Origin of the sequence: Serratia sp. CY84636 (genome assembly GCF_052166245.1) — a bacterium.
In the GTDB taxonomy this organism is placed as follows: Bacteria; Pseudomonadota; Gammaproteobacteria; order Enterobacterales; family Enterobacteriaceae; genus Serratia; species Serratia nevei.
The window spans coordinates 1000104-1023228 of record NZ_JBJNOX010000002.1 but is presented as its reverse complement, the minus strand read 5'-3'; the positions used below and the strand labels follow the sequence as shown (position 1 = coordinate 1023228).

General features: G+C 58.3%; 23 protein-coding genes. 17 read left to right on the top strand and 6 right to left on the bottom strand.

Annotated elements, in window-relative coordinates; translation table 11 throughout:
* The first annotated feature begins 95 nt into the window (after window positions 1-95).
* The 3 genes from ACJ8QI_RS09335 (at window position 96) to acnA (ending at window position 5711) form a co-directional block, all read left to right on the top strand.
* Window positions 96-2405 carry a type VI secretion system Vgr family protein gene (locus ACJ8QI_RS09335; protein ID WP_442532417.1) on the top strand — a complete coding sequence of 770 codons (2310 nt, stop codon included), beginning with the start codon at window positions 96-98 and terminating at the stop codon, window positions 2403-2405.
* A gap of 17 nt (window positions 2406-2422) precedes the next feature.
* A complete protein-coding gene (locus ACJ8QI_RS09330; protein WP_141968500.1) occupies window positions 2423-2818 on the top strand; it encodes a hypothetical protein in 396 nt (131 codons plus the stop codon).
* Between the two features lie 220 nt (window positions 2819-3038).
* Window positions 3039-5711 (top strand): aconitate hydratase AcnA, encoded by a 2673-nt coding sequence (gene acnA, locus ACJ8QI_RS09325; RefSeq protein ID WP_442532416.1) that lies wholly within the window; start codon window positions 3039-3041, stop codon window positions 5709-5711.
* 56 nt (window positions 5712-5767) lie between these two features.
* On the opposite strand, the gene ribA is transcribed toward acnA, so the two are convergent.
* On the bottom strand, window positions 5768-6361 hold the full coding sequence (gene ribA, locus ACJ8QI_RS09320; protein ID WP_019452695.1) for a GTP cyclohydrolase II: 594 nt from the start codon (window positions 6359-6361) through the stop codon (window positions 5768-5770).
* 279 nt (window positions 6362-6640) lie between these two features.
* Here ribA and pgpB point away from each other — a divergent pair, with 279 nt between their 5' ends.
* Complete coding sequence (gene pgpB / locus ACJ8QI_RS09315; protein WP_197767364.1) at window positions 6641-7402, top strand: phosphatidylglycerophosphatase B; 762 nt, start codon at window positions 6641-6643, stop codon at window positions 7400-7402.
* Window positions 7403-7424: 22 nt separating this feature from the next.
* On the opposite strand, the gene ACJ8QI_RS09310 is transcribed toward pgpB, so the two are convergent.
* Window positions 7425-8219: a DeoR/GlpR family DNA-binding transcription regulator gene (locus tag ACJ8QI_RS09310; protein ID WP_428948410.1), complete on the bottom strand. Its 795-nt coding sequence runs from the start codon at window positions 8217-8219 to the stop codon at window positions 7425-7427.
* A gap of 389 nt (window positions 8220-8608) precedes the next feature.
* Here ACJ8QI_RS09310 and ACJ8QI_RS09305 point away from each other — a divergent pair, with 389 nt between their 5' ends.
* From ACJ8QI_RS09305 to lapB, 11 genes are all read left to right on the top strand, one after another.
* Window positions 8609-9412 (top strand): transketolase, encoded by an 804-nt coding sequence (locus tag ACJ8QI_RS09305; protein WP_049200074.1) that lies wholly within the window; start codon window positions 8609-8611, stop codon window positions 9410-9412.
* Between the two features lie 2 nt (window positions 9413-9414).
* Window positions 9415-10320 carry a transketolase family protein gene (locus tag ACJ8QI_RS09300; RefSeq protein WP_049200073.1) on the top strand — a complete coding sequence of 302 codons (906 nt, stop codon included), beginning with the start codon at window positions 9415-9417 and terminating at the stop codon, window positions 10318-10320.
* A 10-nt stretch (window positions 10321-10330) separates the two neighbouring features.
* Window positions 10331-11131 carry a GolD/DthD family dehydrogenase gene (locus ACJ8QI_RS09295; RefSeq protein ID WP_197767361.1) on the top strand — a complete coding sequence of 267 codons (801 nt, stop codon included), beginning with the start codon at window positions 10331-10333 and terminating at the stop codon, window positions 11129-11131.
* A gap of 63 nt (window positions 11132-11194) precedes the next feature.
* Window positions 11195-12127 (top strand): D-ribose ABC transporter substrate-binding protein, encoded by a 933-nt coding sequence (locus ACJ8QI_RS09290; protein ID WP_049195436.1) that lies wholly within the window; start codon window positions 11195-11197, stop codon window positions 12125-12127.
* 64 nt (window positions 12128-12191) lie between these two features.
* A complete protein-coding gene (locus tag ACJ8QI_RS09285; RefSeq protein WP_336842160.1) occupies window positions 12192-12809 on the top strand; it encodes a DUF2291 family protein in 618 nt (205 codons plus the stop codon).
* A gap of 9 nt (window positions 12810-12818) precedes the next feature.
* The gene (locus ACJ8QI_RS09280) at window positions 12819-14318 is read left to right on the top strand and encodes a sugar ABC transporter ATP-binding protein (protein WP_060423741.1); all 1500 of its coding nucleotides are present in this window, start codon (window positions 12819-12821) and stop codon (window positions 14316-14318) included.
* A gap of 10 nt (window positions 14319-14328) precedes the next feature.
* Complete coding sequence (locus ACJ8QI_RS09275; protein ID WP_336842159.1) at window positions 14329-15393, top strand: ABC transporter permease; 1065 nt, start codon at window positions 14329-14331, stop codon at window positions 15391-15393.
* On the top strand, window positions 15386-16909 hold the full coding sequence (locus ACJ8QI_RS09270) for an FGGY family carbohydrate kinase (protein WP_060439826.1): 1524 nt from the start codon (window positions 15386-15388) through the stop codon (window positions 16907-16909). Before ACJ8QI_RS09275 ends, ACJ8QI_RS09270 begins: the two co-directional genes overlap by 8 nt.
* Window positions 16906-17703, top strand: coding sequence for an SDR family oxidoreductase (locus ACJ8QI_RS09265; RefSeq protein ID WP_442532415.1), 798 nt, complete (start codon window positions 16906-16908; stop codon window positions 17701-17703). The genes ACJ8QI_RS09270 and ACJ8QI_RS09265 overlap by 4 nt, the downstream gene beginning before the upstream one ends.
* Window positions 17704-17994: 291 nt before the next feature.
* Window positions 17995-18297: a LapA family protein gene (locus ACJ8QI_RS09260; protein ID WP_004930650.1), complete on the top strand. Its 303-nt coding sequence runs from the start codon at window positions 17995-17997 to the stop codon at window positions 18295-18297.
* Between the two features lie 6 nt (window positions 18298-18303).
* Window positions 18304-19476, top strand: coding sequence for a lipopolysaccharide assembly protein LapB (lapB, locus tag ACJ8QI_RS09255; protein ID WP_025303023.1), 1173 nt, complete (start codon window positions 18304-18306; stop codon window positions 19474-19476).
* Between the two features lie 69 nt (window positions 19477-19545).
* Here the strand turns inward: lapB and ACJ8QI_RS09250 are convergent, their stop codons facing one another.
* Window positions 19546-19845, bottom strand: coding sequence for an Arc family DNA-binding protein (locus ACJ8QI_RS09250; protein WP_038876228.1), 300 nt, complete (start codon window positions 19843-19845; stop codon window positions 19546-19548).
* Window positions 19846-20017: 172 nt separating this feature from the next.
* A complete protein-coding gene (bhsA, locus tag ACJ8QI_RS09245; protein ID WP_141968508.1) occupies window positions 20018-20278 on the bottom strand; it encodes a multiple stress resistance protein BhsA in 261 nt (86 codons plus the stop codon).
* 329 nt (window positions 20279-20607) lie between these two features.
* Between bhsA and pyrF the strand changes: the two genes are divergently transcribed.
* Both pyrF and yciH read left to right on the top strand, forming a co-directional pair.
* Complete coding sequence (pyrF, locus tag ACJ8QI_RS09240) at window positions 20608-21336, top strand: orotidine-5'-phosphate decarboxylase (RefSeq protein ID WP_442532414.1); 729 nt, start codon at window positions 20608-20610, stop codon at window positions 21334-21336.
* Between the two features lie 10 nt (window positions 21337-21346).
* The gene (gene yciH, locus ACJ8QI_RS09235) at window positions 21347-21673 is read left to right on the top strand and encodes a stress response translation initiation inhibitor YciH (protein ID WP_442532413.1); all 327 of its coding nucleotides are present in this window, start codon (window positions 21347-21349) and stop codon (window positions 21671-21673) included.
* Window positions 21674-21863: 190 nt separating this feature from the next.
* Here the strand turns inward: yciH and osmB are convergent, their stop codons facing one another.
* Window positions 21864-22082, bottom strand: coding sequence for an osmotically-inducible lipoprotein OsmB (gene osmB, locus ACJ8QI_RS09230; protein WP_004945176.1), 219 nt, complete (start codon window positions 22080-22082; stop codon window positions 21864-21866).
* Window positions 22083-22361: 279 nt separating this feature from the next.
* Window positions 22362-23108, bottom strand: coding sequence for a DeoR/GlpR family DNA-binding transcription regulator (locus tag ACJ8QI_RS09225; protein WP_038876236.1), 747 nt, complete (start codon window positions 23106-23108; stop codon window positions 22362-22364).
* Window positions 23109-23125 lie beyond the last annotated feature (17 nt).

Here is a 23125-nt window from a genome sequence, read left to right as displayed (position 1 = left end):
ATCTGAAAACAAAGTGTTTTTGTTCTGGCAAAGAGTTTTTTTGCTCTCGGAAGTTAAAGTAATGCTAACCAATTGCCAGCGGAGCCGCTTATCTCATGACCAGCCGTATCTCTGTTCAATTGCCCGTTGAGGGCCTGCTTTTTTGGAAGCTGGCGGGCCGTGAGGCCTTGTCCGAGCCGTTTGCGCTTACGCTGACCTTGCTGGGCCGGGATGCCCGCATTAATCGCAGCGAGCTGTTGGGGCAACCGGTCACGGTGAATCTACCGACGGGCCTGCTGTCAGCGGATCGCCATATCAATGGCAAAGTGACCCGCGTTGCCGTCAGTGCCGTCGAATTAAGTGGCACGCGTTATGCTGTGTATACGCTGACGGTGGAATCGGATCTATGGCCGATGAAGCGGGATCGCAATCTGCGCATCTTCCAGGGCCAGACGGTGCCGCAAACGGTGCATGCTTTGCTCAGCGAATATCAGGTGAACGTAGAGGATAAACTCACCGGTCGCTATCGGGTGTGGGATTACTGTGTTCAGTATCAGGAGAGCAGTCTCGATTTTATCAGCCGCCTCATGGAGCTGGAGGGTATCGTTTACCATTTTCGCCATGAGGCGGGCCGCCACACGCTGGTGCTGACGGATGCGGCAGGGCAGTATCAGCCGTTTAGCGGCTACGAGACGATTCCTTACCATCAGACTCCGTCTGGCGGCAGCCCCCTCGAGCAGGGCATCGGCCAATGGGCACCGGAAGACAGCGTAACGCCGGGCATTTACGGTTTGGACGACTATGACTTTCGCAAACCGAACGCCTGGCTGTTCCAGGCTCGTCAAAACCCGGCCTCGCCGATGCCGGGCAGCATCGATGTCTACGATTGGCCGGGCCGCTATGTCGAACACGCCGATGGAGAGTTCTACGCGCGCGTGCGCCAGGAACGCTGGCAGGTGGAACATCAGCAGGTACACGGCACAGCAACGGCGATTGGAATAGCGCCGGGTTATACCTTTACCCTGATCAACGCCCCGTTTTTCAGCGATAATGGCGAATACCTGACGACGGCCGCCGATTATACGTTCTCCGAGAACCGCTACGCCAGCGGCGAAGAAGGAGAGACGGTTCATCGCATCGACTTTACGGTTATCCCGGCCGCTACCGTCTTTCGTCCGCTGACGGTGACGCCGTGGCCGCGCACCTATGGCCCGCAAACGGCCAAGGTGGTGGGGCCCGTCGGCGAGAATATCTGGACGGACAAATACGGCCGGATAAAAGTGAAGTTTCACTGGGATCGCCGCGCCAAAGGGGATGATACCAGTTCGTGCTGGGTGAGGGTCTCGAGTGCCTGGGCGGGGCAAGGGTTCGGTTCGGTACAGATACCGCGCGTCGGCGATGAAGTGGTGGTGGACTTTATCAATGGCGATCCGGATCGGCCGATTGTCACCGGGCGCGTCTACAATGAGGCGAGCATGCCGCCGTGGGTGTTGCCGGCGGCGGCTACGCAAATGGGCTTTATGACTCGCAGTAAGGACGGAAGCCGGGATAACGCCAGCTATCTGTTTTTCGAAGATAAGGTGGGCAGCGAGGCCGTGGAACTGCACTCCGAAAAGGATATGAAGGTTTCGGTGGAAAATGACCAGCAGGTCAATATTGACGGTAACCGGACGACAACTATCCTCAAGCAACAGCAAGACGAAGTGACGGGCAATGCCACCTTCCATTACAAGAGCCAGCGTACCACCACGGTGGATCACAAAGAAACCGGCTATTTTAATGGCGGTGTCGCTACGGAGATCAAGGCGGGGCGGACGTTCGACATTAAGGACGGCGGCGACAAGGTAACGATCAAAGGCGACCGCACCAGCGATATCGACGGGAATGAAAGCCACCATGTCACCGGCAAACTGACCGAGACCCTGGATAAAGGGCGGGACGTTACGATCGGCGCCGGCGGCCATAAAGAGGACATCACCGGGGGCATTACCCGCGAGATCAAGGGCGGCGTCAACGAAACGATCAAAGACGGCGTTACCACCAATATCAATAGCGGCGACTGGACGCAAAACGTCAACGCGGGAACCATTACGATTTACAGCCCGCATCAGATCAAGATTGTCAGCGGTGAAAAGATCAGCCTCGAAGCGCCGGAGTCCGTGTTCAATCCCAAGCTGCACAGCCTGACCGTGACCGCCTTCAGCGAAAGCATTACCGGTAATAGCGTATCGGTATCGGCGATAGCCAGCAGCATCGTTGGCGTGTCCAACGGCCTGACGGGGCTATCAAATTCTTATAAGCTGAAAGAGTTTTCAAAGACGGCGTTCAAAACGGAAACGAACGGGGTGGTGGTGAATGTCGAGGTGACCAATATCAGCAACAGAACGCTGAATGTAACGAATAACTCGTTGTTTATAATTACATAAAATGGAGCAGCACACTTATGTCTCTGGCTGATATGTCGAAGTACTTCCTGTATGCGGGGATCGCCACCCCTGTCGTGATGGGCATTTTCTTTTACTGTATTTTTAAAAATAACGGCGGTAACTCGACCGAGACGTCTGCCGTTAAAAACTATCTCAACAAGGACAGCTGGCAAGGCGAAATTATCGCCTCGCACCTCGAATCCTGTCGGCAAACCAACACTCGATACGGCAATGACTTTTTCTTTGACGTTGATTTTTATCTCCCGGGCGACACCCGACTCCACACTGCCAAGGCCCTGGTTCAACCTGGCCAGATGCATTTACTGCGCAAAGGGATGGACATCAAAGTAAAGAAGGGCCGTAAGGATCAGCTGGCGGTTGTGGAGATGGATTTCCCCGCTGAGCCGTTGTAGAGCAAACCTTTCCCTGTTAAAGCGCCGCATCGTCGCGGCGTTTTTGTTGGCGCATTGCCTAACCCCTTGGCGGCGCTCGCACTTCCTTCCCGCTGATTGTTCCCGCCTATCGTTGTGATCAAATCGTGTTGTTATCAAAACGTTAACTTATCTTTGTGGTATCTTTAAACAAGACCTCACTGATTACCCTGTTTTAGTCACAATAAGAAATGGAGGAGCTATGTCGTCCGATCTTCGTGAAACAAGTCTGGATAAGCTGGTTGCGCTGAATAGCGAGTATTACTACTACAGCCTGCCGCTGGCGGCGAAGCAGCTGGGTGATATCGACCGGTTGCCGAAATCAATGAAAGTGCTGTTGGAGAACCTGCTGCGCCATGTGGATGGCGACACCGTGCAGGTTGACGACCTCAAGGCCATCGTTGCCTGGCTGCAAACCGGCCATGCTGACCGTGAGATCGCCTACCGTCCGGCGCGCGTGCTGATGCAGGATTTTACCGGCGTACCGGCGGTGGTGGATCTGGCGGCGATGCGCGAAGCGGTACGGCGGCTGGGCGGCAACGTCGACCAAGTGAACCCGCTGTCGCCGGTGGATCTGGTGATTGACCACTCGGTTACCGTCGATGAATTTGGCGATGACAACGCCTTTGAAGACAACGTGCGTATCGAAATGCAGCGCAACCACGAGCGCTACACCTTTTTGCGCTGGGGGCAGAAAGCCTTCAACCGCTTCCGCGTGGTGCCGCCGGGCACCGGCATCTGTCACCAGGTCAACCTTGAATACCTTGGCCAAACGGTCTGGCACAGCGACGAAAGCGGCCGCCGCGTGGCTTATCCCGATACGCTGGTGGGCACCGATTCCCACACCACCATGATCAACGGCCTGGGTATCCTCGGCTGGGGCGTCGGCGGCATCGAAGCGGAAGCGGCGATGCTGGGCCAGCCGGTGTCGATGCTGATCCCGGACGTGGTCGGCTTCAAGCTGACCGGCAAGCTCCGCGAGGGTATTACCGCCACCGACCTGGTGTTGACCGTGACCCAAATGCTGCGCAAGCACGGCGTGGTCGGCAAGTTCGTCGAGTTTTACGGCGACGGGCTGGCCGATCTGCCGTTGGCGGACCGGGCAACCATCGCCAACATGTCGCCGGAGTTCGGCGCCACCTGCGGTTTCTTCCCGGTGGATGACGTTACGCTCGGCTATATGAAGCTCAGCGGCCGCAGCGCCGAACAAATCGCGCTGGTGGAAGCCTACGCCAAAGCGCAGGGCATGTGGCGCAACCCGGGTGATGAACCGGTCTTCACCAGCTCGCTGGCGCTGGACATGTCAACCGTGGAAGCCAGCCTCGCCGGGCCAAAGCGCCCGCAGGATCGCGTTGCGCTGCCGAATGTGCCGCAGGCGTTCAAGGCTGCCACCGAGCTGGATATCGGGGGGCACAAAGCCAATACCGACAGCAAAACCTTTACGCTGGACGGGCAGCAGCACGAACTGCGCGACGGCGCGGTGGTGATCGCGGCGATCACCTCCTGCACCAACACCTCCAACCCGAGCGTGATGATGGCGGCCGGCCTGCTGGCGAAAAATGCCGTCAAGAAAGGGCTGCGCAGCAAACCCTGGGTAAAAACCTCGCTGGCGCCGGGATCCAAAGTGGTAACCGACTACTTCGACAGCGCCAAACTCACTGCCTATCTGGAAGAGCTGGGGTTTAACCTGGTGGGGTATGGCTGCACCACCTGTATCGGTAACTCCGGCCCGCTGCCGGATCCGATCGAGCAGGCGATCAAAGAGGGCGATCTGACCGTGGGCGCGGTGCTGTCGGGCAACCGCAACTTCGAAGGGCGTATTCACCCGCTGGTGAAAACCAACTGGCTGGCCTCGCCGCCGCTGGTGGTGGCTTATGCGCTGGCGGGCAGCATGAAGATTGACCTGACCAAAGAGCCGCTGGGCGAGGGCAACGACGGTCAACCGGTCTACCTGAAGGATATCTGGCCGAGCAGCCAGGACATCGCTCAGGCGGTGGAAGAAGTGCGCACCGAGATGTTCCACAAGGAATACGGCGAAGTGTTCGACGGTGACGCCAACTGGCAGGCGATCCAGGTGGCCGGTTCGGCGACCTATCAGTGGCAGGAGGATTCTACCTATATCCGCCATCCGCCGTTCTTCAGCACCATGAAGGTGAAGCCGGATCCGGTACAGGACATCAAAGACGCGCGCATTCTGGCGATTCTGGCCGATTCGGTGACCACCGACCACATCTCGCCGGCGGGCAACATCAAGCGCGACAGCCCGGCGGGGCGCTACCTGAGCGAGCACGGCGTGGCGCCGCAGGATTTCAACTCCTACGGCTCGCGCCGCGGCAACCACGAAGTGATGATGCGCGGCACCTTTGCCAACATCCGCATCCGCAACGAAATGGTGCCGGGCGTGGAAGGCGGTTATACCCGCCATCTTCCGTCGCAGCAGCAGCTGTCTATCTACGACGCCGCCATGCAGTATCAGCAGGAGAAGGTGCCGCTGGCGGTGATCGCCGGGAAAGAGTACGGTTCCGGCTCCAGCCGCGACTGGGCGGCGAAGGGGCCGCGCTTGCTGGGCGTGCGGGTGGTGATTGCCGAGTCCTTCGAGCGTATCCACCGCTCCAACCTGATCGGCATGGGGATTTTGCCGCTGGAGTTCCCGCAAGGAGTGACGCGCAAAACCCTGGGGCTGACCGGGGATGAGCAGATCAGCGTCGGCGGCCTGCAGCAACTGCAGCCGGGCCAGACGGTGCCGGTGCATATCACCTATGCCGACGGGCGCAAGGAAGTGATCGACACCCGTTGCCGCATCGATACCGGCAATGAGCTGACCTACTACGAAAACGACGGCATTCTGCACTATGTGATCAGGAAAATGCTGTAATTAAGCAATAAAAAGGGCGCCGCAAGGCGCCCTGATTGTTTCCGCCGCGGCGGCGATCACTTCTGGTCGAGCAAATGGCCCATTTTGGCGGCCTTGGTCGCCAGATAGTGTTCGTTCTTCGGGTTGCGGCCGACGATCAGCGGCACGCGCTCGCTGATGTTGATGCCGGCTTCGGTCAGGATCTCGACCTTTTTCGGGTTGTTGGTCAGCAAACGCACCGCGTCGACGCCCAGCAGTTTGAACATGTCGGCGCACAGGGTGAAGTCGCGCTCGTCGGCGGCGAAGCCGAGCTGGTGGTTGGCTTCCACGGTGTCTGCGCCCTTATCCTGCAGGGCATAGGCGCGAATCTTGTTCAACAGGCCGATATTGCGGCCCTCCTGGCGATGATAAAGCAGGATGCCGCGGCCTTCTTCGGCGATCTGCTCCAGCGCGGCTTCCAGTTGAAAACCGCAGTCGCAGCGCAGGCTGAACAGAGCATCGCCGGTCAGACATTCGGAATGCACGCGCGCGAGCACCGGCGCTTCGCCGGAAATATCACCGAATACCAGCGCCAGATGGTCATGCCCGGTCGCCAGTTCTTCGAATCCTACCATCAGGAAATCGCCCCAAGGTGTCGGCAGTTTAGCCTCTGCCACCCGTTTAAGCTGCATGTCACTCTCCACAAAAGCGTACGATTCAATCATTGTCGCGCATCCTAAGTCCGGTTCGGTAAATTGACCAAGACTAAAACGTGCTACGCCGATCTCTATTTCGTTAATTATCGGCTATTTTGCCACAACTTCTTGCCGGGCGGTGCTCAGCAAACCAGCAGATGGCGTTTTCTGGCCACCTATTATTGCGATAGGTTGCCTATCTGTTTAATTTTTCGCGTGTTATCAATATTGCACTCTTGTTACACTGCTGCCTGATTCACGCAGAGGAAGAATAGAATGTATGAGATAGCAAAACGTACGGCGGGCGGCGCGCTGCTGTTGCTGTTGATGCCGCTGGTCGTCTGGGCATCCGGCTGGCACTGGCAGCCCGGCGGCAATGAGCCACTGCTCAAAGCGCTGTACTGGGTGACCGAAACCGTGACCTCGCCGTGGGGCATTCTGACCAGCGCTATCCTCTGCGGTTGGTTTTTGTGGTGCCTGCGCTTTCGCCTGAAGGCGGCTATCGGTCTGGCGCTCCTGCTTTTCGCCGCGCTGGTGATCGGGCAGGGGGTGAAGTCGTTAATCAAGGATCGGGTGCAGGAACCGCGGCCGTTCGTGGTATGGCTGGAGCAAACCCACGGCGTGGACGGCAAATACTTCTATTCGCTGCATCGCAAAGAGCGCAGCGCGCTGGTGCGCGAGCAATTGCAGGATCAGACGCTGGTGCCGAACTGGCTGCGCAAGCACTGGCAGTTTGAAACCGGTTTCGCTTTCCCGTCGGGGCACACGATGTTCGCCGCTACCTGGGCACTGTTGGGCGTAGGGCTGCTGTGGCCGCGCCGCCATTATAAAACCGTCGCGCTGCTGATGGTGTGGGCGACCGGCGTGATGGGCAGCCGCCTGCTGTTGGGCATGCACTGGCCGCGCGATCTGGCGATGGCTACGCTGATCAGCTGGCTGCTGGTGGTGGTCACCTGCTGGTTGGCGCAGCGCTGGTTCGGCCCGCTGACGCCGCCGCCGCAAGAGCAGCAGGAAATCGCGGCGCGCAAGCCTGAGTAAGCACTCTTCTCGCAGGCGCCCGTCAGGCGCCTGCCACCAACACCTTCACCCCTACCTTCTCAAAGGCCTGTATGGCGGTATTGCTGATACCGTCATCGGTGATCAAATAGTCGATATGCTGCCAGTCACAGGGCAATGCGAACATCGATACCTTATCGATTTTGCTGGAATCGGCAACCACATATACCGTATTGGCTGCGTTGATCATCGCCGTTTTCAGTTTGATATCGGTTTCGCTTGGGAAACTCAGTCCGTGACGAGGTGAGATACAGGCCGTTGCGAGGAACAGTTTCTGGGCCAGCACGTTTTCGAAGAAGCTGGCGGCTTTGTCCCCGGAAGTGGAGAGCGTCGGAAATTTGAACGAGCCGCCGGTCAGCAAAATGTTCACGCCCGGTTCGCCGCCCAGCTGCAGCGCGATATTGACGCCGGTGGTGATAACGGACAGTTTCTTGATGTGACTCAGGTGATTGGCGATAGCCGTGGTGGTGGTGCCCGAATCAAGAATGATGGTGTCGCCCGGCTCGATAAAACCGGCGGCGAGCTTGCCGATGCGATCCTTGGCGGTCAGGTTGACCTGGCGTTCCAACAGCATGGCATGGGTGTTTTGCTTGCCATCGACCAGGGTTGCGCCGCCGTGGAAACGCTGCACATAGCCTTGCTGCTGCAGGACCCGCAGGTCGGTACGAATGGTCGCCTCGGTCAGCTTGAAGGTATCGGTAAGCATTTTGACCGTCGCCGAACCGTCTTCGCGGATCATATCAAGGATCTTTTCGCGCCGTTGCTGCATTTCTGCCAGCTGTTCGCTTTTGCTTTTCAATCGAAAGACTCCTGCGCCTGTCAGTTCCCGCCGTGCGGTTTGCCACGGCAATTCCTTAATTGATGCGCTGAATTTTAGCTTGCGATTATTGATAAAGCTATGGATAAACTCGGGTAACCCATATTAGTTTTTGTTCGAAAACCAATTTCGTCAGCGAAAAATCAACGTATTAAATGAATAAAAAGTGGCGAATATTCTGTATTTAATTGTTAATTAATGATTTTATTGATCTGGGGTTTTACCTGTCGCCTACTTTTGCTTGAAATTTGATCTTGCCCACATTAATTATCGTTTTTGCTGCATATGATTTCCATTCGAAAATCAAAGGCGAGTTAGCGGATCGGTTTCGATGCGATAACGATAATCAAGGCGCTTAAGCAGAGGTGACGATGGACTTCCAGGCGATTAAAAACACGGCGCGCCAGGCGCGCCGATATGTGGTGACCATGAACCATAAGGCAGGCAAGGGCCATACCGGCGCCGACCTATCGGAAATCGACATCATCTGCACCTTGTATATGGCGGTGATGGATCGCAGCAATGTCCGGCCCGATCAGGATCGGTTTATTTTGTCTAAAGGGCACGGCGCCGGCGGTTTTTACTGCAGCTGTGCGGCGATGGGCCTGCTTGATCCCGCGGTGCTCGATCAGTTCATGGGCGACGACACCTTGCTGGCCGGGCATCCGGTGCGACAGAAACTGCCGGAACTGGTAGAGATTAACTCCGGCGGTTTAGGGCATGGCCTACCGATCGCCGTGGGGCTGGCGCTGGGCAACAAATTGGCCGGGCGCGCACATCGCCGCGCTTTTGTGCTGCTGGGCGACGGTGAGCTGGCGGAGGGATCCAACTGGGAGGCGGCAATGGCGGCTAGCAAATTCAAGCTGGATAACCTGATTGCCATCGTCGATCGCAACCGGCTGCAGTTGGCGGGTAAGACAGAGGCCATCATGCCGCTGGAACCGCTGGCGGAAAAATGGCGCGCTTTCGGTTTCGAAACCCTGGAGTGCGACGGGCACGATCCGGCGGCGCTGGTAGCGGCGATCCAACGCCCGAGCCAGGACAAGCCGCGGGTGATTTTAGCCAATACCGAAAAGGGTCACGGCGTGTCGTTTATGGCTAACGTTGCCGCCTGGCATCACGCGGTACCGGACGAACAACAGCTGGCGCAGGCGCTGGCGGAACTGGAGGGGTGAACATGCAGGATTTACGCGATGCCGTGGTGACGGCGTTGATCGAAGAGCAGCTGGCGGGTGCAGATCTGAGCGTGATGGTCGCGGACTCCACGTCCACGTCGAAAATTGCACCTTTCGAGCAGGCTTATCCAGAGCGGGTGGTGAACGTCGGAATTGCCGAACAGAACATGGTGGGCATGGCCGCCGGCATGGCGCTCAGTGGCCGTACGGTCTTTACCGCCAATGCCGCGCCTTTTCTGTTTGCCCGTTCTAACGAACAGATGAAAAACGATGTTTGCTACACGGAAACCAACGTGAAAATGCTCGGCCTGAATGCCGGGTTCGGCTATGGGCCGCTGGGGGCGACGCACCATTGCATGAACGATATCGCCATCGCCCGTACGCTGGGCAATCTCAGCGTCTATGCGCCGGCGGATGCGCGGCAAGCGGCAGAGATTGTCCGCCATGTCATCGCGCAACCCGGCCCGGCCTATATCCGCATGGACAGCGACAAGCTGCCGGTGCTGAACGCGAGCTATCACTTCCGCCCCGGAGAGCCGGAGGTGTTGCATCAGGGCTCTGACAATCTGGTGTTTTGTCTGGGGACGGTGGCTCATGAGGCAATGAAGGTACTGGCGTTGGGCGAAAATCCGACCATCGTCTCGTTGCCTTCGCTCTGGCCACTCAACGAGGCGGCGGTAGTGGCGTTGATGCGTTCGCACCGTCGGGTGCTGACCATGGAGGAGCACGCCCTCAGCGGCGGCCTGGGTACCATCATCGGTGAACTGTTGCTGCGGTATCAGCTGTCGCGGCCGTTTACCGCACTGGGCGTGCCGGCTTACGAATTTACTCACAGCAGCAGCCGGGCGGCGCTGCGGCGTCAATATGCCATCGACGCCGCAGGATTGCAGGCTCAGTTAACGCAATAGGGGGAATGCGATGGATCGGAACGAATACGACGTCAATTTACGCTACGGTGTCGATAGCCGGATGTCGCTGGCAGGGAAGGTTGCCGTGATCACCGGCGGTCTGGGCGGCATCGCGATGGCAGCCAATCGCCTGCTGTTGGAAAAGGGCGCGCGCCTGGTATTGATGTATCCAGCCTTTGAACAGGACAAGGCCGCGGCGGCGCTGCGAGAGTTGGGGGAAGAACAGGTGTTCTGCCAGGTATGTGACGTGACCGATTCCGACTCGGTGGCTGCCGCCTTCAACGCGGCTCAATCTCGCTTTGGTCGGCTCGATATCCTGGTCAACTGCGCGGGCTACGTCAATTTGCAGCCGGCGACGGAGGTCACGCTCGAGGAGTGGCAGCGCCATCTGGCGGTCAATCTCACCGGGCCCTTCCTGTGCTCGCAGGAACTGGCGCGCCGTGCGATAACCGCCGGCCACGGCGGGAAAATAATCAACATCGCATCACAGGCGGCCTCCATCGCCATTGACGATCACTGCGCTTACACCTCCGCCAAGGCAGGGCTGCTGGGCATGACCAAGGTGATGGCCAAAGAATGGGCGCCGCACGGCATTACGGTCAACACGTTATCGCCCACCGTGGTGCTGACGCCTATGGGAGAGAAAGCCTGGCGCGGCGAGAAGGGCGAGGCGATGAAAAAACTGATCCCGCTGGGACGTTTTGCTTATACCGACGAAATTGCGGCGGCGATCCTGTTTTTTGCCAGCAATGGCAGCGACATGATTACCGGCGCGGACCTGATGATCGACGGCGGTTTTACCATTTGGTAAGCGGCAACCGCAGCGATCGCCAACACCAGACGATGTTCAACACAACGATAAGAGAACACCATCATGAGAAAAATAGCCACTTACCTTACCCTGCTCACCGGTTTTGCCTGCACCTCTGCCATGGCGGCGGAAAAGGGCACGATCGCCATTCTCGTCAATTCGCTGGATAACCCTTATTACTCCGCAGAGGCCAAGGGGGCCGAGACCAAGGCCAAGTCCCTCGGTTACCAGACGCTGGTGTTGTCGCACGGCGAAGACGTTAAGCGCCAGGGGGAGCTGATCAGCCTGGTTATCGGCCGCAAAGTACAGGGTATCATTTTGGATAACGCCGATTCCCAGGCCAGCGTCGCCGCCGTGCAGCAGGCGAAAAACGCCGGTATTCCGGTGGTACTGATCAACCGCGAGATCCCGGTCGATGGCGTAGCGTTGGCGCAGATCACCCATAACAACTTCCAGGCCGGCTCGGACGTCGCCAACCAGTTTGTAGAAAAAATGGGAGAAACCGGCAAATACGCCGAGCTGACCTGCAACCTGGCGGATAATAACTGCGTCACGCGCTCGCAGTCGTTCCACAACGTGATCGACCAATATCCTGAGATGGTCAGCGTGGCGCGTCAGGATGCCAAGGGCAATCTGCTGGAGGGAAAACGCATCATGGACAGCATTCTGCAGGCGCATCCGGACATCAAAGGCGTGATCTGCGGCAACGGCCCGGTGGCGCTGGGGGCAGTGGCGGCGCTGAAGGCCGCCGGCCGGCAGGATGTCACCGTGGTGGGCATCGACGGCAGCAACGATGAACGCGACGCCATTCTCAACGGTAGCCTCTATGCCAGCGTGATGTTGCAGGCGCAGGCGATCGCCGCGCAGGGCGTTGAAATCCTCGACGGCTATTTCCAATCCGGCAGCTATACCGGCAAGGAGCGCGTGATGTTCCGCGGCATCCTGATCGGCAAAGACAATGCGCAACGGGTCAGTGACTTCAACTTCAAACCGTAATCCGCGCTGAGCGGTGTCTTTCATCACCCCGTCCCGGCGGCGGGGTGCGATCGGAGGTGTTGTTATGTCGATGCGCATTGCGCTGGCCGTCACCGTCGTCCTGACGTTGAGCGGTTGCCGTATCGTCTCGGAGAAAAAGCTGGCGGAGCTTCGCTCCCCGGTGAATCCGCATGTGGCGCAGGCGGCGGAGATTTACCGCAGCCAAATCGCCCCGCAAGCGATCAAAACGGCGCAGCAGCTGGGCGAGCTGATCGCCCGGATCGCCCAGGCCAAGGATTTTGACAGCGCCTGTGGTCTGCTGGGGTACCGCGCTCAACCGGAGTTTCCTTGTTATTTCAACGTTAAGGTCAGCGGTGAAGTCGCGGCGGTCAACACCCGGTCGCGCAGCGGAAAATTAACGCTCAAACTGACCGATGCGCCGCTCAGCAGCGTGGAGGTGCAGATAGGGCCGGTTTATCGCGGTACGGCGTTGCGCGACAGCTATCGCGGCCTGAGCTACAGCGATTTCAATGACCAAGCGTTGTTCGGTGATTTCGCCAGGGCGATTAATCAGGCTTCGATCGACGAACTGGCCGGATCCCAACCCAAGGTGGGTGACCACATTATCGTGTATGGCGTATTCAGCAGCTGGCAGGCACCTGTCGAGCCGCTGTTGATCACGCCGGTACGCATTCAACCTTAAGGGGGCGTGATGAGCGAACCGGTCATTATTCAAACGCGCAACGTTTCGCGTCTCTATCCCGGCGTCACGGCATTGGATAGCGTGAGTTATCAAGTGTTTCGCAATCAGGTCAACGTACTGATCGGTGAAAACGGCGCCGGCAAATCGACCATGATGAAGCTGCTGGCGGGGGTGGAAACCCCGTCCTCCGGCACCATCGAGCTGGAGGGAAAAGCGGTGACGTTAACCTCCACGCAGAAGGCGGAGCGGCTCGGGATCAGCATTATTTTCCAGGAGCTGAATCTGTTCCCCAACCTGTCGGTGATGGACAACATTTTTATGGCCAACGAGTTCTTCCAGCGTGGCCGCATCAATGTGGACTATCAATATCAGCTGGCCAAAGCCTTGCTGCAGCGACTGGAGTTGGACATCGATCCGCATACGCCGTTGGGCAGCCTCGGTATCGGCCATCAGCAGCTGGTTGAAATTGCTCGCGCGTTGGCGAAGGACACCCGGGTGCTGATCATGGATGAACCAACATCGGCGCTGAGCCAGGCTGAGGTGCGCACGCTGTTTCGGGTGATCGCCGATCTGAAAAAACGCGGCGTCACCATCATCTACATTTCTCACCGTCTGGAAGAGCTGATGGAGATTGGCGATCGCATCACGGTGTTCCGCGATGGGCGTTTTGTTGCCGCCGAGCCGGTCTGCAACGTCAGTATCCCGTGGATCATCGAAAAAATGGTCGGGGAAAAGAGCAAACACTTTGATTATTGCGCGGCAGAGCAAGGGGATGAAGTGCTGAAGGTCGAGCGGTTGACGCTGCCGCGTGAAAGCGGCGGCTATTGCCTCGACGACGTCAGTTTTTCACTGCGCAAAGGGGAAGTGATCGGCATTTATGGCCTGTTGGGCGCCGGCCGCACCGAACTGTTCAAGGTGATCAACGGCGTGATGCGCCAGACCGCCGGCCGCATTCTGCTCAACGGCGAAAGCGTGGAGCGGTTGGGGTTTCGTCAACGCATGGCGTTGGGCATGGCGCTGGTGCCGGAAGACCGGCAGGCGGAGGGGTTGGTGCAGATGATGTCGATCAAGGCCAACATGACCCTGGCCAGCCTGGGGCGCAATGCACTGCGGCCGTTGGCGGCGGCTGGGGAGTGCGCGCTGGTCGATGGCATGATCGAAAAACTGGCGATCAAGGTGAGCGACCGGGAGCTGCCAATCACCAGCCTCAGCGGCGGCAATCAGCAGAAAGTGGTGTTGGGCAAGGCGCTGCTGACCGGGCCGCAGGTGGTGTTTCTCGATGAGCCGACGCGCGGAATCGACGTCGGCGCCAAAACGGACGTTTATCACCTGATTGGCGCTATGGCACGCCAGGGGCTGGCGGTGATGTTCTCTTCGTCGGAGCTGGATGAGGTGGTCTCACTGGCCGACCGGGTGATGGTGATGGCGGACGGGAAGCTGACGGCCGATCTGCCGCGCGAACGGGCCGATCGCGAAACGCTGATCCGCGCCTCAACCCCACATGCATAAGGATAAGGCAATGCAAACCAAATATCGGTTGTATATGTATTTGCTGCAGGCGCGCACCTTCATCGCCCTGTTGTTGGTGGTGCTGTTTTTCAGCAGCATGGTGCCGAATTTTCTGACCGTCTCCAATCTGCTGATCATGACGCAGCACGTGGCGATTACCGGGTTGCTGGCGGTTGGCATGACGCTGGTGATCCTCACCGGCGGCATCGATTTGTCGGTCGGCGCGGTGGCGGGCTTGTGCGGGATGATCGCCGGTGCGCTGTTGACCGTCGGTATCCCGCTGTGGGACGGCAACCGGCTGTTTCTCAACGTTTTCGAAGTGATCGGTGCGGTGGCGCTGTTGGGCGTATTGTTGGGGTTGGTCAACGGCACGCTGATTACGCGGCTCGGCGTTGCGCCGTTCATCTGCACCCTGGGCGCAATGTACGTGGCGCGTGGGGCGGCGTTGCTGACGGCGGACGGCAAAACCTATCCCAATCTGGTGGGCATGGAAGCGCTGGATAACACCGGTTTCGCGGCCTTGGGATCTGGCACCTTTCTGGGCATTTACAATCCGATTTGGCTGATGTTGGCCATCGTGTTGTTGGGGATCTATCTCACCAAGAAAACGCCGCTGGGGCGCTATATCTATGCGATTGGCGGCAATGAGCCGGCAGCGCGGCTGTCGGGGGTGCCGATCGTCAAAGTGAAAATGTTCGTCTATGCCTTTTCCGGGCTGTGCGCGGCGCTGGTGGGGCTGGTTATCGCTTCACAATTGCAAACCGCGCACCCGATGACCGGCAATATGTTCGAGATGGACGCCATCGGCGCGACGGTACTGGGCGGTACGGCGCTGAGCGGTGGCCGCGGCAGGGTATTCGGTTCGATCATCGGTGCTTTTGTGATCGTTTTTCTGGCGGACGGCTTGGTGATGATGGGCGTCAGCGAGTTCTGGCAAATGGTGATTAAAGGGTTGGTGATCGTCACCGCCGTGGTGATCGATCAGTTCCAGCAGCGTTTGCAAAGCAAGGTCATTCTGATGCAGCGCCAGGAAAAAAAAGCGGTGCAGCCGCTGGCTGAGGTGAGCCATGGTTAAAGCGGATTGCATTGTCGCGTTGGACGAGGGCACCAGCAACGCCAAGGCCGTGGTGGTGGATGTTCAGGGGGCGATCGTTGCCAGGGCCAGCAGGCCGCTGACGCTGCAGACGCCGCAGCCCGGTTGGGTGGAACAGCGGGGCGAGGCCTTACTGGAAGCCTCTCTGGCGGTGCTGCGGGAAGCGATTGCGTTGGCCGGGGCATCCCGTATTGCCGGTATCGCCATCAGCAACCAGCGTGAAACTGCCATCGGTTGGCGACGTTCCGACGGCCAGCCGATCGGGCCGGCCTTAACCTGGCAATGTGCGCGCGCTGCCGATTTTTGTGAACGGCTGCGGCACGATCGGCAGGCCGAAGTGGTGCGTCACGCCACCGGTCTGCCGCTTTCACCGCTGTTCTCGGCGTCGAAAATGCGTTGGTTGCTCGATCATTGCGAAGAGGGGCAACGGATGGCGGAGAACGGGGAGATCTGCCTTGGTACCATCGATGCCTGGCTGCTGTGGCAGTTGAGCGGAGGACAGGCATTCGGTTGTGATACCTCCAATGCCGCTCGTACTCAACTACTGAACCTTGCTTCCGGCGATTGGGACGAGCGGATGCTGGCGCTGTTCAACATTCCCCGTCAGGCGCTACCGACGATCCACCCTTCCAGTCATCTGTTCGGCACGACGTTGGGATTGGAAGGCATTGCCGACGGCATTCCGATTGGCGCGATGGTGGGCGACTCGCATGCGGCGCTGTACGGCCATGCGCTTGGCCAGGCAGGGCAGGCTAAGGCCACCTATGGCACCGGATCATCGGTGATGGCGCCGATCGCCGAAGCGCTATGCGGTACGAGCGCTTTGGCAACAACCGTCGCCTGGCACGATGGTGGGCGTATGCAGTATGCGCTGGAGGGCAATATTCCCCACACCGGCGACGCCATTGCCTGGATGCTGGATATCACCGCCATACCGCCGGGGGACGAGGCGCTGTTAAGTGAGCTGCCTGTTCGCGTGTCCGACAGCGGCGGCGTTTATTTTGTACCGGCCTTGACCGGGGCCGGTGCGCCCTGGTGGGACGAACAGGCGCGCGGCGTGATCTGCGGGCTCAGTCGCGGCACGCGGCGGGAACATGTGGTGCGGGCCGCTTTTGAAGCGGTGGCTTATCAAATCGCCGATGTGATCGACGTATTGCGGCAACAGCCGGGCTTTGTACTGCAGGGGTTAATGGCCGATGGCGGCCCGAGCCGCAATGACTGGCTGATGCAGTTTCAGGCCGATTTGTTGGGTTGCCCGGTGTGGCGCAGCAACACGGCGGAACTCTCGGCGCTGGGGGCGGCGCTGATGGCGATGCGCAGCCTGTGGGGGACTTCCGATCGGCAACTGGTGGCATTGTTGCCCCAACATGATGAATTTAAACCCGATATGCAGCGCCATCGGCAGCTGCAGGAAAACTACAGCGCCTGGCGGCAGGCGGTACAACGCACCTTGTGGCGGCCGCAAGCGGCTGCATTGATGACAGGAGAACAACCATGAATCGTGATTTCACGGGAAAAACCGTGGTGATTACCGGCGCATGCCGCGGCATTGGCGCGGGTATCGCCGAACGTTTCGCCAGTTTGGGTGCCAATCTGGTGATTGCATCGAATGCGGAACGCATTCTGACCACGGCGGAAACGCTGCGCCAGCGTTATCGGGTGGCGGTTCTGCCGATTATCCTCGACGTGACCGATGAAGCGCAGGTGATTGATTTTTATCGTCAGGCGTGGGAGCGATTCGGCGCGATCGACGTTTCGATTCAAAATGCCGGGGTGATCACTATCGATCGTTTTGACCAGATGCCCAAAAGCGATTTTGAGAAAGTGTTGGCGGTAAATACCACGGCGGTCTGGCTCTGCTGCCGGGAGGCGGCCAAATATATGGTCGACCAACGCCGGGGGCGGCTGATCAACACCTCTTCCGGTCAGGGACGTAACGGGTTCATTTACACACCGCATTACGCCGCCAGCAAAATGGGCGTGATCGGCATTACGCAGAGTTTAGCGCTGGAACTGGCACCGCATGGCATCACCGTCAATGCATTCTGCCCCGGCATCATTGAAAGCGAGATGTGGGAATATAACGACCGCGTTTGGGGCGAAATTCTCAGTGACCCGGAAAAAACCTATGGCAAAGGAGAGTTGATGGCCGAGTGGGTGGCGGGGATTCCCCTTAAGCGCGCCGGTCAACCCGAGGACGTGGCGGGCCTCGTGGCTTTCCTTGCCTCGGACGATGCCGACTATATTACCGGCCAGACCATCAATGTGGACGGCGGGTTAATCATGTCCTGACGTGACCGTGTCACAAAAAGGCGGCGTCGGATCGGCGCCGCATTAACCGCTTACATTTTCCCGCCATTGCAATCCGCCCGGCCGCCCCCATATCCTTATAAATTCGACGTTTTGAGAAGCTTTCTCATCAATTTGTTCGCTAAGGCCGTTTACTGCCGAATATGCCAGCAGATATGTGGTTTTATCGTGCCGCAGGGTTTCCCTGCCGCAACGGGAAATGCTAACTTAAGGGTTAGGGACGCCACGTTTTGGCATCGTTCATCCGATTCACTCGGCATCGCGGGAAAGAATGTGAAATATTTGCTGATTTTTTTGTTGGTTCTGGTGATCTTCGTGATTTCCGTCACCTTGGGTGCGCATAACGATCAGGTGGTCAATTTTAACTATCTGGTTGCGCAGGGCGATTATCGCGTATCGACCCTGTTGGCCACGCTGTTTGGCGCCGGTTTCGTTCTTGGCTGGATCATTTGCGGTCTGTTCTACCTGCGCACGCGCATTGCGCTGGGCCGCGCCGAGCGCAAGATCAAAAGGCTGGAGCTGCAGCTTGAGCAGCCCGCTGAACCGGCGGCTCAGCCCGTTGTCAGCAAGGAATAATCCTCTATGTTAGAACTGCTGTTTCTGTTGCTGCCCGTGGCTGCCGCGTACGGTTGGTACATGGGGCGCAGAAGCGCTCAGCAGGATAAACAGCAAGAAGCCAACCGCCTGTCGCGTGAATACGTGGCAGGGGTGAACTTTCTGCTTTCCAACCAGCAGGACAAGGCGGTCGATCTGTTCCTCGACATGTTGAAAGAGGACAGCAACACCGTTGAAGCCCACCTGACGCTGGGTAACCTGTTCCGTTCGCGTGGTGAAGTCGACCGCGCCATCCGCATCCATCAGGCCTTGATGGAAAGCGCCTCCCTGACCTTCGAACAGCGTCTGCTGGCGGTACAGCAGCTGGGCCGCGACTATATGGCGGCCGGGCTGTACGATCGTGCGGAAGACATGTTCAGCCAGTTGACTGACGAAGCGGATTTTCGCGTATCGGCGCTGCAGCAACTGCTGGTGATCCATCAGGCCACCAGCGATTGGCAAAAAGCGATCGACGTGGCGGAAAAGTTGGTCAAGCTGGGTAAAGAGAAACAACGCGTCGAGATCGCACACTTCTATTGTGAACTGGCGCTGCAGGCGATGGGCAGCGACGATCTCGATCGGGCGATGAGCCTGCTCAAGCGTGCGGACGCAGCCGATAAACAGTGTGCGCGCGTGTCCATCATGTTCGGCCGCATCTACATGGCGCAAAACGACTACGCCAAAGCCGCCGAGTCGCTGCAACGCGTACTGAGCCAGGATAAAGAGTTGGTCAGCGAAACGCTGCCGATGCTGCAGGAATGCTACACCCATCTGCCGGAACAACAGCACAACTGGGCTGAATTCCTGAAGCGCTGCGTAGAAGAGAACACCGGTGCCACCGCCGATCTGATGCTGGCCGAGATCATCGAGCAGCACGAAGGGCGCGACGTGGTGCAGGTCTATATCAACCGCCAGCTGCAACGCCATCCGACCATGCGGGTATTTTACCGGCTGATGGATTATCACCTGGCGGACGCCGAAGACGGCCGGGCGAAAGAGAGCCTGCTGCTGTTGCGCGATATGGTTGGCGAGCAAATTCGCACCAAACCGCGTTACCGCTGCCACAAATGCGGCTTCACCGCGCACTCGCTCTATTGGCATTGCCCGTCGTGCCGCGCCTGGTCATCGGTTAAACCGATCCGCGGCCTGGACGGGCAATAACGCGGCGGCGCGACAAAACAAAACGGGGCGATTTATCGCCCCGTTTTTTTATGCTCGTCTGTTCGTCGTTTACTTTTTCTTGCCGCCTTTGGCGCCGGTTTTCAACAGCTGGCGGAGTTTTTTCAGCTCTTTCTGGCTCAGCGGCTGTTCTATTTCTTCTTCGGTGCTTTGGTTGTCGATCTCGCCGTGGTGCAGCTCATCCGCCTTTTTGGCCGGTTTTTCTGCCTTGGCGGCGGGCGCACTGAAGCTGCTTTCCAGGCGCTGGCACACTTCCACGCTCAACGAAAATTCGTTTTCAGCGGCGGCGGCGCGGATTTTTTCCTTGAGTTCCAGAGGAATTTTAATGGTAAGTGTCGATATCTCGCTCATTTTGAAAGCCTTTTTGCAGGAAGATGCCTTCAAGCTAAGCCACTGGCGATCGGGTGTCTAGTGTGTAATAAAAATTTAATATTTATGTAACAAATGAGGGCGAGGCAAACGCGGGTTTTTTAGGCGAGAAACAGAGGCAGGGCCCGAGTGAGCGGGCCCTGTACCGGAAACATTATTTGTAGATGATCGCGGTGCCGCTCAGCATGTTGTTACCACCGGCGGAGATGATGCGGTAGCTGCTGGCGCCCTGAGCGTCGGCCTTAGCGGCCAGCTTTTTCTCCAGGCTGCTGAGGGTGGTCGCGTGGCCTGCGGAAACGACGCCGGTGGCGGTCAGGCTATCGGCCTGCTGGCTGCTGATCGGTTCAGCCGCGAAGGTGGCGAAAGAGGTCAGTGCGATAGCGGCAGCGGCCGCAAAATATTTGATGGTTTTCATAGGTGACTCCAGTCTGTTTATTAAGGAAGGAAGCCGTTCGCTTCCGATGTGGTGAATAATAAAGCATCCGTACCAATTGAAAATCTGATAATGCTGAGTAAGTCATTCAAAATATCTGATTAACAATTTACGCATCTTTACGGCGTTTTACGCTGCGTGGTTTATTGCTGACGCGCTTTCGTTGACGCGCCATGACAAAGGTGAGAAGTAACATGACAGAGCGCCGGTGCGCGCTGCGGCTGGGATTTCTGGCCCCCGGCATGTAGAATGCGGCGGTCAGTTTCGCGGGTGAGTCCCTGATTATGTCTATTTTAGAGAAGGTAGAAGAAATGAAGTCTGAAAATAACGCTAATAACAATGACTTAAAATCATCTCCAATCGTTGTGGCGTTAGATTACGCCGATAAGAACGCTGCGCTGGCGTTCGCCGACCGTATCGATCCGCAAGACTGCCGGCTGAAAGTGGGCAAAGAAATGTTCACGTTGTTTGGGCCGCAGCTGGTGCGCGATCTGCATGGGCGCGGCTTCGACGTGTTTCTCGACCTGAAATTCCACGATATTCCCAATACCACCGCGCATGCGGTCGCGGCGGCGGCCGAGCTGGGCGTTTGGATGGTCAACGTCCACGCCAGCGGCGGCGCGCGCATGATGACCGCCGCTAAAGAAGCGCTGGCGTCATTCGGGGCGGATGCGCCGCTGCTGATTGCCGTGACGGTGCTCACCAGCATGGAAGCGGAAGACCTGCGCGGCATCGGCATCGAGGCCAGCCCGGCGGAACACGCCGAGCGCCTGGCGCGCCTGACCCGTGACTGTGGGCTGGACGGCGTGGTGTGTTCGGCACACGAAGCGCAGCGGCTGAAGGCGGCCTGCGGGCAGGCATTCCAGCTGGTTACGCCGGGGATCCGCCCTGAAGGCAGCGCGGCGGGCGATCAGCGCCGTATCATGACGCCGGTGCAGGCGCTGGCCGCCGGCGTGGACTACATGGTGATTGGGCGTCCGATCACCCAATCTGCCGATCCGGCCGCGACGCTGCGCGCGATCCGCGCCTCTTTGGCCTGAGGAACCGCCGATGAATGACGATAACAGCCGCCTGGTGTATTCCACGGACACCGGCCGTATCAAGCAGGAAGAGGTTAAACCGCAACGCGCCAAGGGTGACGGCATCGTGCGCATCCAGCGTCAAACCAGCGGCCGCAAGGGGAAGGGCGTGTGCCTGATCGCCGGCGTCGATCTGGATGATGCTGCGCTCGACAAACTGGCGGCCGAGCTGAAAAAGAAATGTGGCTGCGGCGGTTCGGTGAAAGACGGGATCATCGAAATCCAGGGCGATAAACGCGATCTGCTCAAGCAGCTGCTGGAAGCCAAAGGCATGCAGGTCAAACTGGCGGGCGGTTAAGGTGAATCGCCATGCCGCGGAGCAATGCCGTGGCATGGCTTGAGGTTGTTGCTGCCGGGGGTTAGCCCGTTAACGGTAAAAGAACTCTAGACGTAAAGTAAAACAGACCTGAAATCATCGTTATTTTGGTTAATGCGTCAAAGCGCCGAGGCGCTTTTGCCAGCCTGTCGGCCGAGGACTCTCGGTCAGGTTATTTGCCAACCTGGTGACCGATGATGCCCCCCACCGCAGCCCCGCCCAACGTGCCCAACGCGCTGCCGTCTGTCAGTACGGCGCCGCCGACTGCACCGGCGCCGGCACCGATTGCGGTGTTGCGATCGCGTTTGGACATGTTGGAACAGGCGCTGAGTGAAAAAGCCAAAGTCAGTGCCAGAGCGGCGGTAGCGAAACGTTTATTGATAATCATCATAATGACTTCTCCTTAGCATTGGCTATATGGAAGTGCCCTGTAAGTATAGGCGCTAACCATAAATCAGGCCTGCCGTTGGTTCCCATACAGTATCGATATAAAAATGGCATTTTTTGTTAAAAGCCGAATAATTAGCAAGTTACGGCCCAAAAGTTGCCGAAACTGAGTATAGGTTTCTCGGGAAGGATAAACAGGTAAATAGTCTTAAAATCCCGCTGCGCAGGGGGAAAGGCGCGCGGCGTGGCCCGCGCGGCGCGCTTGGTATGATGGCGGCCCGCGTTAGTCGTTGACCAACTCCACCTGTATGCCCTGGCGTTTCAGCTGATGCTGATACTCGAGCGCCAAACGCGAATCGGTGATCACCCGGCTGATCTGGCCCGGCTGCGCCAGCGGGTTGGGCTGGATCTGGCCGAATTTGCTGGAGTCCGTCAGCACGATATTCTCCACGCCCTTGGCCAGCACCGCGCTGACCACGTCGGCGCGCATCATGTCGCGGCCGGTAAAGCCGGTTTCGGCCTGAAAGCCGTCAATGCCGATAAACGCCTTGTTGAAATGCACCTGCTGAATGCACAGCCGCGTGAGTGGGCCGACCACGGTCTCGCTTTTCTTCTGGTACATGCCGCCCAGCACAATCACGTCGCAGTCAGTTTCTTTCAGCAGGTTGGCGATGTAGTGGCTGACGGTGATCAGCGTAATGCGCTTGCGTTCGGCGATGTAGCGCGCCAGCAGGGCGTTGGCGCTGCCGCTCTCGATGAAGATCGTCTCGCCGTCGTTGACCTGCGCGGCGGCGTACTGCGCCAGCCGCTGCTTGAGAGTGAAGTTGGACATCATGCGGGCGTCGACGTCGTCGCTCTCCAGCGCCACGGCGGAGCCATGTACCCGCTTCAGGTAGCTGCGCTTTTCCAGCAGGTTGAGATCTTGCCGGATGGTGACTTCCGAGACGCCCGAGGCGCGCGCCAGCTCATTGACGCTGATCCGCCGGCGATCGTTAACCAACTGCAATATGGTCTGTTGTCGTAAATTCATATCGGCCTGATGATGCG